The following is a 10,759-nucleotide window of genomic DNA, read 5'->3' as shown; positions in this document are numbered from 1 at the left end:
CGGGCCGCGGCCGGCGGCGCGCCCCGCCCGGCGGCCCGGGAGGGCGCCCGGTTGCGCGCCGCGTCCGGCGTCCCGCGCTGACGCGCCCGCCGCCCGGGCGCGGTGGACGCGCGGCCGGGGCCGGTGCGAGGCTGCGGACCGTGGTGATCGTGGACGTTCTGGCGGCGGCGGCACTGATCGGTTGGCTGTACCTGGCGTTCGGCCACGGCGCGTTCTGGCGGACCGGCCCCGGCCTGCCCGACCGGGACGATCCACCCGAATGGCCCGCGGTGACGGCCGTCATCCCGGCCCGCGACGAGGCCGCCGTCCTTCCCGAGACCCTGCCGACGCTGGTCGCCCAGGACTACCCGGGCGCCTTCCGCATCGTCGTGGTGGACGACGGCAGCAGTGACGGCACCGCCGAAACGGCCGCCCGCCTCACGGACGAGGTCGTGTCCGCGAGAGACCGCCCCGAGGGGTGGGCGGGCAAGGTGTGGGCGATGTCGGAAGGCGTCCGCGCCGCGGGCGAGCCCGACTTCTACCTCTTCACCGACGCCGACATCGCCTACGGGCCCGGCACGGTGAAACGGCTCGTCCGCGAGGCCGTCAACGCCCGGCGCGACCTCGTCTCGCAGATGGCGACGCTGAGCGTCCGCACCCGCTGGGAAAAGGTGATCGTCCCGGCGTTCGTGTACTTCTTCGCGAAGCTGTACCCGTTCCGCCGCGTCACCCGGGACGGGGCGCGCACCGCCGCCGCGGCCGGCGGGTGCATGCTCGTCCGCCGCGCCGCGCTGGACGGGGCCGGGGGCATCGCCGCGATCCGCGGCGCGCTCATCGACGACGTGGCGATGGGCCGCCTGATCAAGCGCGCGGGCGGGCGCTGCCGCCTCGACCTGAGCCGGGACGTCGTCAGCCGCCGCCCCTACCCCCGCCTCGCCGACCTGTGGATGATGATCGCCCGCAGCGCCTACCACCAGCTGCGCTACTCGCCCGCCCTGCTGGCGGGCACCGTCCTCGGCCTGCTCCTGCTCTACGCGGTGCCGCCCGCCGCGACGCTCACCGGAGCCCTCACCGGCCGCCCGGCGGCACTCGCGGCGGGAGGCGCCGCCTGGGCGATCATGACGCTCACCTACGTCCCGATGCTCCGTTTCTACGGACTTTCGCCCCTGCGCGCCCTCGGTCTGCCCGCGGTCGCGCTGATGTACGCCGCGATGACGGTCGATTCGGCCCGCCGCCACCGCGCCGGGAAGGGCGGCACCTGGAAGGGCCGCACGGCGGTGGTCCAATGACACGGGGATCACCTTCGCGGAGCGGAAGCTGAGGAGGGACGATGACCGCTCGGGACGGCCTGCCGGAGATCGCGCTTCCGAACGGCGTGACCATGCGCGGCGCGCGCCGGTTCGACGACGTCCGGCAGGTGCTGACCGACCCGCGGTTCGGCCGCGACCTGAGCCGCACGACCGGCGGCCGGATGGCGCGCGGCCGCGACATCAGCGACGACCCCGGCTCGGTGATCAACATGGATCCGCCGGAGCACACCCGCATCCGCCGCATCGTGGCCGGCGCGTTCGCCCCGCGCCGGATCGCCCGCTGGCGGCCGCGGGTCGCGCAGATCACCCGGGAGCTGGCCGCCGAGCTGGCCGCGCACGGGCCGCCGGCCGACCTGGTCGCCGGGTTCGCGTTCCCGCTGCCGGTGCGGGTGATCTGCGAGGTGCTCGGCATCCCCGAGTCCGACCGCGCGGACTACCGGCGCTGGGCGGACGCGGCGCTCTCGCTGTCCGAGCTCGGCGCCGGCGAGCGCGCGACGGCGGCCCGCGAGTTCCGCCGCCACGTCCGCGGCCTGCTCGCCGAGCGCCGCGCGCGGCCCGGCGAGGCGCTCCTCGACGACCTGATCGCCGCCCGGGACGGCGCCGACGCGCTCACCGAGGGGGAGCTGGTCAGCCTGGTCACCGCGCTGATCACCGGGGGCCACGAGACGACGGCGAACCTCATCGCCATGGGCGTGTTCACCCTGCTCAAGGAGGGCCTCTACGGGGAGGTCGCGCCCACCGGGGCGCTGGTCGAGGAGCTGCTGCGGCACGACACCCCCGCGCTCTACGCGATGCCGCGCGTGGCGACGCGGGACGTCGACCTGCCGTCCGGCCGGGTCGCCGAGGGGGAGATGGTGCTGCCGCTCCTCGCCGAGGCCAACCGCGACCCCGCCGTGTTCGCCGAGCCCGACCGGTTCGACGCGACCCGCGACGGCCCCGCCCACATCGCGTTCGGCCAGGGCGCGCACTTCTGCATCGGCGCGGGCCTCGCCCGCATGGAGGCCGAGGCCGCCCTGACCGTCCTGCTCGAGGAGTTCCCCGGGCTGGCCCTGGCGGTTCCGCCGGAGGACGTCCCCTGGCGCGCGGACAGCCTGGTCAGGGGTCCGACGCGGCTGCCCGTGCGGTGGTGAATGCCCGTTTTGTCGTGCCGGCACAAAACCGGCGGCCTGGATGTGTCCCGCGCCTCATTGGAGTAAGTGTCTAATTACGTTACGGTCGGGTGGCCGTCACGCCGACGGCAGGCGAAGACGAAGGGTTACCCGCCATGTCCATCACCGTCCGCCGGGTGCTGCGCGCCGTGGCCGCGTCCTGCATCGGGCTCGCCATGGCGGCGTCCGCCCTGCAGGGCACCGCCGCCGCCGCACCCCGGGACCCCGTACCCCCGGGCCGGGATCCGTTCTACACGCCGCCGTCCCCGCTCCCGGCCGGCAGGCCCGGCGACGTCATCCGGTCCCGCCCGGCCGTGTTCACCATGGACCCGTTCGGCCGCTCCCCGTACGAGGGCGTCACATCGTGGCAGGTCCTGTACCGGTCGGAGACGGCGGAGGGCGAGCCGACCGCCGTGTCCGGCATGGTGCTCGTCCCGGCCAAGGCGTGGACGGGCGAGGGCAAGCGCCCGGTCGTCTCCTACGCCGTCGGGACGCGGGGCCTCGGCGACGCCTGCGCGCCGTCCTACACCCTCACCCAGGGCACGGATTACGAGATGTTCTTCGTCGCCGACGCGCTCAGCCGCGGCTGGGCCGTCGCCGTCACCGACATGGAGGGCCTCGGTACGCCGGGCCGGCACACCTACGAGGTCGGCCGCTCCCAGGGCAAGGCCGTGCTGAACATGGCGCGGGCCGCGCAGCGCCTCCCGGCCGCCGGCCTGGCCGGCTCGCCGGTCGGCCTGTGGGGCTACTCGCAGGGCGGGACGTCCTCGGGCTGGGCCGCCGAGCTGGCGCGGTCCTACGCCCCCGAACTCGACATCAAGGGCGCCTTCGCCGGGGGCGTCCCGGCGGACCTGGTGGCGGTCGCCAGGGGCTTGGACGGCTCCCCGTTCGTCGGCCTGATGTTCATGGCGGCGGTCGGCTACGACGCCGCCTACCCCGAACTGGACCTGGAGAAGTACCTCAACGCCAACGGCCGCGAGCTGCTGGACAAGGCCAAGGACCTGTGCCTGGTCAGCGTGGACGGCATCGGCACCCTCGCGGGGACGCTCTTCAAGAAGATCAGCGACTACACCACCAGCGACCCGCTGGAGACCCCGCAGTGGCAGCGGCGGCTGGCGGCCAACAAGCTCGGCTCCACCGCGCCGTCCGTCCCGGTGCTGCAGACCCAGGCCGTCTACGACGAGATCATCCCGTTCGCGCAGGCCGACACGCTGCACAAGGCGTGGTGCGCCAAGGGCGCGAACCTGACCTGGAAGACCTACACGTTCGCCGAGCACGCCACCGGCATGCTCTGGAGCGAGCCCGACGCGATGGCGTTCCTCGCCGACCGGTTCGCCGGGAAGCCGGTCGCCGGCAACTGCGCCGCCTGATCCGGTGCCCGGTTCCGGCCGCCTGATTCCGGCCGCCTGATTCCGGCCGCCGGGGCCTTCATGGGGCCATCCCGCTCCCGCAGAGGGCAGGATGGCCCCATGGACCTGGTGGAGTTCCTCCGCGCCCGGCTGGCCCGCGACGAGCAGATCGCCCGGGACAGCTCGTCCGCCCCCTGGAAGGCCACGCCCTCCGGGACGATCAACATCGACTCCGACACCGCCGGCTTCGTCGCGAAGGCCGAGAACGACGCCTACGCCGAGCACATCGCCCGCCACCACCCCGCCCGCACCCTCGCCGAGGTGGCCGCCCGCCGCCAGATCGTGGACGACTACGAGAAGACCGCCTGGATCCTCGAACAGGGCCACCGCACTCCCGAGCTGGAGGCCGCGCAGGCCGTCCGCGAATCGGTGCTGCGCCTCCTCGCCCTCCCCTACGCCACCCACCCCGCCTACCGGGAGGAGTGGCGGCCCTAGACCTCGGTGATGATCGCCGGGTGGCCGGGGTCGTCCATCTTCAGGACGATGTCCGCGCTGCGGAGCGGGGCCGCCTCGGTCTCGTAGCGCGCATAGGCGGGCAGCGTCCAGCGCTGGTCGTCCGGCGTGCGGCGGGCGAGCGCCCGGCTGGACAGCGTCAGATGGACGGTCAGGTCGAACGGCAGGCCGCGGCCGAGCAGCAGCGATCCGTCCAGCAGGCAGACCCCGCCGGGCTGGAGGGGCACGTAGCGCGCCCGGGTCGCCCGGTCGAGCTCCGCGTCCCACAGGCTCGGCAGGACCTTCCCCGTCCCGGACGGCTCCAGCGGAGCCAGCACCTCCCGGACGAGGCCGTTCACGTCGAGCCATTCGTCGTAGTAGACGTCGGGGTCGTCCCGCCCGAACTCGAAGCGCAGCGACGCCGGGCGCAGGAAATCGCGCGCCGACACCCGGACGACGTCCCGCCCCAGGGCGCGCAGGGGCGAGACGAGCGCGTCGGCGAGGTCCCAGGGGGCGGCGGGGGGCGCGCCGTCGATCGCGACCCGCAGCCACGAGCCGCGGCCGGAACCGGCGATCCGGTCGGACAGCTCCGTGACCACGAGCGATGGCGAGATCGGTCGTACCCGCATCACTTCATCCTGCCCGCATCGTGGGACGCGACTGACACATCGGATCCCGGGAAGGTAACCTCTCGTACGGGTCCGAGAGGCGCTGCAACGGGCGAGAGCCCGCCACGCTCGGGCCCGAGACACCGACTTCCGCAAGGGCGCCTCCCATACGAACTTGGGAGGTGCTCGAAGAAATATGACCCACACCAATCTGCGCGAGCTTCTGGACGAGCGGATCGCGGTGCTCGACGGCGCCTGGGGCACGATGCTGCAGGGCGCGGGGCTCACCCCCGCCGACTACCGCGGCGACCGCGTCACCGATGACCACCCGAAGGACGTCACCGGCGACCCCGACCTGCTGAACCTGACCCGGCCGGACGTGATCCTGGACGTCCACCGGCAGTACCTCGCCGCCGGCGCCGACATCACCACGACCAACACGTTCACCGCCACCGGCATCGCCCAGGCCGACTACGGCCTCGAAGGCGACCTGGTCCGCGAGATGAACGTGCAGGGCGCCCGGCTGGCCCGGCAGGCGGCCTCCGAGTTCGAGGGCCGGTTCGTCGCAGGCTCGGTCGGCCCGCTGAACGTGACGCTGTCGCTGTCCCCGCGGGTCGAGGACCCGGCCTACCGGACCGTCACGTTCGACCAGGTCAAGGCCACCTACGCGGAGCAGATCGCGGGGCTCGCCGAGGGCGGCGTCGACCTGCTGCTGATCGAGACGATCTTCGACACGCTGAACGCGAAGGCCGCGATCGCCGCGGCCCGCGAGGTCGCCCCCGAGCTGCCGCTGTGGATCTCGGTGACGATCGTCGACCTGTCCGGGCGGACGCTGTCCGGGCAGACCGTCGAGGCGTTCTGGCGGTCGGTCGAGCACGCCGAGCCGCTCGCCGTCGGGGTGAACTGCTCGCTGGGCGCCGCGGAGATGCGCCCGCACGTGGAGGAGCTGGCGCGGATCGCCGGCACCTACGTCGCCTCGCACCCGAACGCGGGCCTGCCGAACGCGTTCGGCGGCTACGACCAGACCCCCGAGGAGACCGGCGCCCTGCTGCGCGACTTCGCCGAGTCGGGCCTGGTCAACGTGGTCGGCGGCTGCTGCGGGACGGGCCCCGCGCACATCGCGAAGATCGCCGAGGCGGTGCGCGGCGTCGCGCCGCGCCGGGTGGCGCGGCCCGCGAGGGCCAGCCGGTTCAGCGGGCTGGAGCCGTTCGAGATCGGCGCCGACACCGGCTTCATCATGGTCGGCGAGCGGACGAACGTCACCGGCTCCAAGCGGTTCCGCAAGCTCATCGAGGCGGGCGACCACCAGGGCGCGGTGGACGTGGCGCTGGAGCAGGTGCGCGGCGGCGCGAACCTCCTCGACGTCAACATGGACGCCGACCTGCTCGACAGCGAGCGGGAGATGACGACGTTCCTGAACCTGATCGCGACCGAGCCCGAGGTGGCCCGCATCCCGATCATGGTGGACAGCTCGCGGTGGAGCGTGCTGGAGGCCGGGCTCAAGACCGTCCAGGGCAAGGGCGTGGTCAACTCGATCTCCCTGAAGGAGGGCGAGGGGCCGTTCCTGGAGCAGGCGCGCCGCATCCGCGACTTCGGCGCCGGCGTCGTCGTCATGGCGTTCGACGAGACCGGCCAGGCCGACACCGCCGACCGCAAGGTCGAGATCTGCGCCCGCGCCTACGACCTGCTCACGCGGCAGGCCGGGTTCCCGGCCGAGGACATCATCTTCGACCCGAACGTCCTCGCCGTCGCGACCGGCATCGAGGAGCACAACGACTACGCGAAGGCGTTCATCGAGGCGCTGCCGCGGATCAAGGAGCGCTGCCCCGGCGCCCGCACCAGCGGCGGCATCTCCAACCTGTCGTTCTCGTTCCGCGGCAACGAGGTCGTCCGCGAGGCGATGCACTCGGCGTTCCTGTACCACGCGGTGCGCGCCGGGCTCGACATGGGCATCGTGAACGCCGGGCAGCTCGCCGTCTACGAGGACATCCCCGCCGACCTGCTCGAACTCGTCGAGGACGTGCTGTTCAACCGGCGCCCCGACGCGACCGACCGGCTCGTGTCGTTCGCCGAGACCGTCAAGGGCAAGGGCACCGTCCGGGAGGTCGACCTGTCCTGGCGGGACGCGCCCGTCGAGCAGCGCCTGTCGCACGCCCTCGTGCACGGCATCGTCGACTTCATCGAGGAGGACACCGAGGAGGCCCGGCAGAAGGCCGCCCGCCCCCTCGACGTCATCGAGGGCCCGCTGATGGACGGCATGAAGATCGTCGGCGACCTGTTCGGGTCCGGGAAGATGTTCCTGCCGCAGGTGGTGAAGAGCGCCCGCGCGATGAAGCGCTCCGTCGCCTACCTGGAGCCCTTCATGGAGAAGGAGAAGGAGGAGGCGCTCCGCACCGGCCGCATCCGGCAGGAGCGCGGCCAGGGCAAGATCGTCCTCGCGACGGTGAAGGGCGACGTGCACGACATCGGCAAGAACATCGTCGGCGTCGTCCTCGGCTGCAACAACTACGACGTCGTGGACCTCGGCGTGATGGTCCCCGCCGCGAAGATCCTCGACACCGCGATCGAGGAGAACGCCGACGCCGTCGGCCTCTCCGGCCTGATCACCCCGTCGCTGGACGAGATGGTGTCCGTCGCCGCCGAGATGGAGCGCCGCGGCATGAGGCTGCCGCTGCTCATCGGCGGCGCCACCACGTCCCGGCAGCACACCGCCGTGAAGATCGCGCCCGCCTACGACGCGACGACCGTGCACGTGCTGGACGCGTCCCGCGTCGTCGGCGTCGTCTCCGACCTCCTCGACGAGGACCGCGCCGCCGCGCTGGCCGCCGCCAACCGCGAGGAGCAGGCCCAGTTGCGCGAGCAGCACGAGAAGAGGCAGCGCCGCCCGATGCTCACGATCGAGCAGGCCCGCGCGAACCGCGAGAAGGTCGACTTCTCCGACCTGCCGACGCCGGCCTTCACCGGCGTCCGGATCGTCCGGCCCGAGCTGTCCGCGATCCGCGAGATGATCGACTGGCAGTTCTTCTTCCTGGCCTGGGAGCTGAAGGGCAAGTACCCGGCGATCCTCGACCAGCCCGTCGCCCGCGAGCTGTTCGACGAGGGCAACCAGCTGCTCGACCAGATCGTCGCGGACGGCTCGTTCGAGGCGTGCGGCGCCTACGGCTTCTGGCCGGCGCACTCCGAGGGCGACGACATCGTCCTGCCGGACGCCCGCTTCCCGATGCTGCGCCAGCAGACGTCGAAGCCGGAGGGGCGCCCGAACCGCTGCCTCGCCGACTACGTGGCCCCGTCCGGCGACCACCTCGGCGGCTTCGCCGTGACGATCCTCGGCGCCGAGGACCTCGCCGCGCGGTTCGAGGAGGAGAAGGACGACTACAAGGCCATCATGGTCAAGGCGCTCGCCGACCGGATGGCCGAGGCGTTCGCCGAGTACGTCCACCTGGAGGCCCGCCGCGCCTGGTTCGAGCCCGATGCCGAGCCGTCGCTGGAGGACCTGCACGCCGAGCGCTTCCGCGGCATCCGCCCGGCGCTCGGCTACCCGGCGAGCCCCGACCACAGCCTGAAGCAGACGCTGTTCGACCTGCTGGACGCGGGCCGGCTCGGCATGAAGCTCACCGAGTCCTTCGCCATGGCCCCTGCCGCCAGCGTCAGCGGCCTGATCTTCGCCCACCCGGCGTCCCGGTACTTCACGGTGGGCCGCGTCGGGAAGGACCAGATCGAGGACTACGCCGCCCGCTGCGGCCTCCCGGTCGTCGAAGTGGAGCGCTGGCTGGCGCCCAACCTCGCCTACGACCCCGCCTGACCGGCGGGACGCCGACGACGGGAAACGCCTGACGGCCGCCGCGCCGCGGCCGTCAGGCGTGCCTTGCCACCGGGCCTTCCGGGAGGTCAGGGACGGGCGATGCGGACCTTCCAGACCTCCGGGCCCGCCTCCTGGTAGTCCCAGGTGAACTCACCGGGGTACTGGGAGGCGAACTGGTAGTACAGCGGCTTCGGGTCGTGGTCGTTGACGAGGACGAACCCCTCCCCGGACCCCAGGGCCTCGAACGTCGCGAAGATCTGCTGGTGGCGCTGCCCGTGGGCGAGCACCCGCACGTCGAGTTCGCCGTCCGCCAGCTCGGCGGTCGCGCCGGGGACGCCTGGGTGCGCGTCGTGGCCGCCGCAGGTGCACTGGTGGCCGTCGTCGCCGGACGCCGTGCCCTCGCCCAGGATCTCGTGCATGCCGTCCAGCAGCGCGCCGAGGTCCACGCCGGCGTCCACGAGCGCGGGCAGGATCAGGTCGTTCTCCTTCTCCAGGTGCGACTGGAAGAGGGCGTTGACCGCGGTCGCCGCGCCGACCGCCTCCGCGGGCGTCCGCGCCGCCGCCAGCTCGGCGACCTTCTCGCGCAGGACGACGTGCTCGCGCAGCATCGCGCGCAGCAGGAGGCGGGCCTCGGGGATCTCTTCGGCCGCCTTGTAGAGCGTCCGCTCCTCGGCCTCCGCGTGGGGGATGATCTCGTCGGTGCAGAACGCCGTGAGCTTGTCGCGCCGGTCGTAGGGGGCGGCGAGCTGGTCGACGGCACGGGCGATGGTGAGCGTGTGGTCGGCCATGGTCCGGCCGAGCCGCTCGTGATGGTCGAGGATGGCCCGCACCGTCTCCTGCTGCGGGTTCGCGGTCGATGTGGTCATGAGCACTCCTGGGGTGCCGGACTGTTTTTCACAACACTACTTGTATTTATAATAGCGGGCATGGAGAATCAGGTCACAGGGGTACGCGACCTCGACCCCCGGGCCGTGCCCCGTCCGGCGGCGCGCCGGCTTCCGCTGCTCGCCGGCGCGCTGCTGTCTCTCCTGGTCGCGCTCTGGGGCGCCCTGGGCCTGCTGAACCTCGACGTCCCGCTGCCGCGCACCTCGTTCGCGCAGCAGCACGGCCCGCTGATGGCCCTCGGATTCCTCGGCACGCTGATCTCCCTCGAACGCGCCGTCGCCCTCGGCCGCCCCTGGGCCTACGCCTCCCCGGCCCTCGCCGCCGCGGGCGGGCTCGCCACCGCCGCCGGGTTCATGCTCCCCGGGCGGCTGCTGCTCACCGCCGCCGGCGGCTGGCTCATCGCGATCTACATCACGGTCCTCGGCCGCCGGACGGGACGCGACCTCGCCGTCCAGATCATGGGCGCCGTCGCCTGGTACGCCGGCGGCATGCTGTGGATCGGCGGCCGCACCGTCGGCGACGTCGTCCCGTGGCTCGCCGCGTTCCTCATCCTGACCATCGCCGGTGAGCGCCTCGAACTCGCGCGGGTCGCCTTCCTGGGCCGCCGCGCCGCCGACGGGCTCGTCGCCGCCGCCGCGGTGATCGGCGCCGGCGCGGCCGTCTCCGTGCGGTGGGACGACCCGGGATGGCGCCTCACCGGGCTCGGCATGATCGCGCTCGCCGGCTGGCTCGCCGTCCACGACGTCGCGCGCCGCACCGTCCGCGGCACCGGGCTGCCCCGGTTCGCCGCCGCCTGCCTGCTCGCCGGATACGCCTGGCTCACCGTCGCCGGGGCGATCTGGCTCGCCGCCGGGCGCCCCGCGTCGACCGGCTTCTACGACGCCGCCCTGCACGCGGTGTTCCTCGGCTTCGTGATCTCGATGGTGTTCGGGCACGCGCCGGTGATCCTGCCCGCCGTGCTGCGGGTCCGGCTGCCCTACCACCCGATCCTGTACGTGCCGCTCGTGCTGCTGCACGCGTCGCTGGTGGTGCGCGTGGCCGGCGACCTGGCCGGCGTCTCCCTCGCGCGGACGACCGGGGGCGTGCTCGGCGAGGTGGCGCTCCTGCTCTTCGGCGGCTGCGCCTTCGCCGCATCCCGCCTGGTCAGGCGTGAGGCGCCGCGCCCGGCCGGAGGGCCGGCGGCAGG

Annotated in this window: 8 protein-coding genes; 6 read left to right on the top strand and 2 right to left on the bottom strand. The window is 73.3% G+C overall.

The window, feature by feature from the left end; all coding sequences use genetic code 11:
* The 4 genes from ACIWVC_RS32150 to ACIWVC_RS32135 form a co-directional block, all read left to right on the top strand.
* A partial coding sequence (locus ACIWVC_RS32150; protein WP_396454992.1) for a glycosyltransferase occupies positions 1-1,268 on the top strand: 1,268 nt, incomplete at its 5' end.
* Between the two features lie 41 nt (positions 1,269-1,309).
* Positions 1,310-2,419, top strand: a complete 1,110-nt coding sequence (locus ACIWVC_RS32145) for a cytochrome P450 (RefSeq protein WP_396452364.1) — start codon at positions 1,310-1,312, stop codon at positions 2,417-2,419.
* Positions 2,420-2,553: 134 nt separating this feature from the next.
* Positions 2,554-3,807: a lipase family protein gene (locus ACIWVC_RS32140; protein ID WP_396454991.1), complete on the top strand. Its 1,254-nt coding sequence runs from the start codon at positions 2,554-2,556 to the stop codon at positions 3,805-3,807.
* A 99-nt stretch (positions 3,808-3,906) separates the two neighbouring features.
* On the top strand, positions 3,907-4,281 hold the full coding sequence (locus ACIWVC_RS32135; protein WP_396452368.1) for a DUF6221 family protein: 375 nt from the start codon (positions 3,907-3,909) through the stop codon (positions 4,279-4,281).
* On the opposite strand, the gene ACIWVC_RS32130 is transcribed toward ACIWVC_RS32135, so the two are convergent.
* The gene (locus ACIWVC_RS32130; protein WP_396452370.1) at positions 4,278-4,907 is read right to left on the bottom strand and encodes a uridine kinase; all 630 of its coding nucleotides are present in this window, start codon (positions 4,905-4,907) and stop codon (positions 4,278-4,280) included. The two genes, ACIWVC_RS32135 and ACIWVC_RS32130, sit on opposite strands and share 4 nt — an antisense overlap.
* Positions 4,908-5,082: 175 nt before the next feature.
* Between ACIWVC_RS32130 and metH the strand changes: the two genes are divergently transcribed.
* Positions 5,083-8,688 (top strand): methionine synthase, encoded by a 3,606-nt coding sequence (gene metH, locus ACIWVC_RS32125; RefSeq protein ID WP_396452372.1) that lies wholly within the window; start codon positions 5,083-5,085, stop codon positions 8,686-8,688.
* Between the two features lie 86 nt (positions 8,689-8,774).
* Here the strand turns inward: metH and ACIWVC_RS32120 are convergent, their stop codons facing one another.
* A complete protein-coding gene (locus tag ACIWVC_RS32120) occupies positions 8,775-9,554 on the bottom strand; it encodes a DUF2249 domain-containing protein (protein ID WP_396452374.1) in 780 nt (259 codons plus the stop codon).
* Between the two features lie 60 nt (positions 9,555-9,614).
* Between ACIWVC_RS32120 and ACIWVC_RS32115 the strand changes: the two genes are divergently transcribed.
* Positions 9,615-10,759: hypothetical protein (locus ACIWVC_RS32115; RefSeq protein WP_396452376.1), on the top strand; the 1,145-nt coding region annotated here is incomplete at its 3' end.

The organism is Actinomadura sp., assembly GCF_044508335.1.
GTDB lineage: Bacteria > Actinomycetota > Actinomycetes > Streptosporangiales > Streptosporangiaceae > Spirillospora.
Note: the sequence above shows the minus strand (reverse complement) of the source record. Positions and strands in the feature narration are given on the sequence as shown.

Excerpts from the sequence above, each read along its gene's own strand:
- ACIWVC_RS32145 (WP_396452364.1), top strand. The coding sequence starts at position 1,310 with ATGACCGCTCGGGACGGCCTGCCGGAGATCGCGCTTCCGAACGGCGTG.
- ACIWVC_RS32140 (WP_396454991.1), top strand. The coding sequence starts at position 2,554 with ATGTCCATCACCGTCCGCCGGGTGCTGCGCGCCGTGGCCGCGTCCTGC.
- ACIWVC_RS32120 (WP_396452374.1), bottom strand. The coding sequence starts at position 9,554 with ATGACCACATCGACCGCGAACCCGCAGCAGGAGACGGTGCGGGCCATC.
- ACIWVC_RS32135 (WP_396452368.1), top strand. The coding sequence starts at position 3,907 with ATGGACCTGGTGGAGTTCCTCCGCGCCCGGCTGGCCCGCGACGAGCAG.
- ACIWVC_RS32130 (WP_396452370.1), bottom strand. The coding sequence starts at position 4,907 with ATGCGGGTACGACCGATCTCGCCATCGCTCGTGGTCACGGAGCTGTCC.
- metH (WP_396452372.1), top strand. The coding sequence starts at position 5,083 with ATGACCCACACCAATCTGCGCGAGCTTCTGGACGAGCGGATCGCGGTG.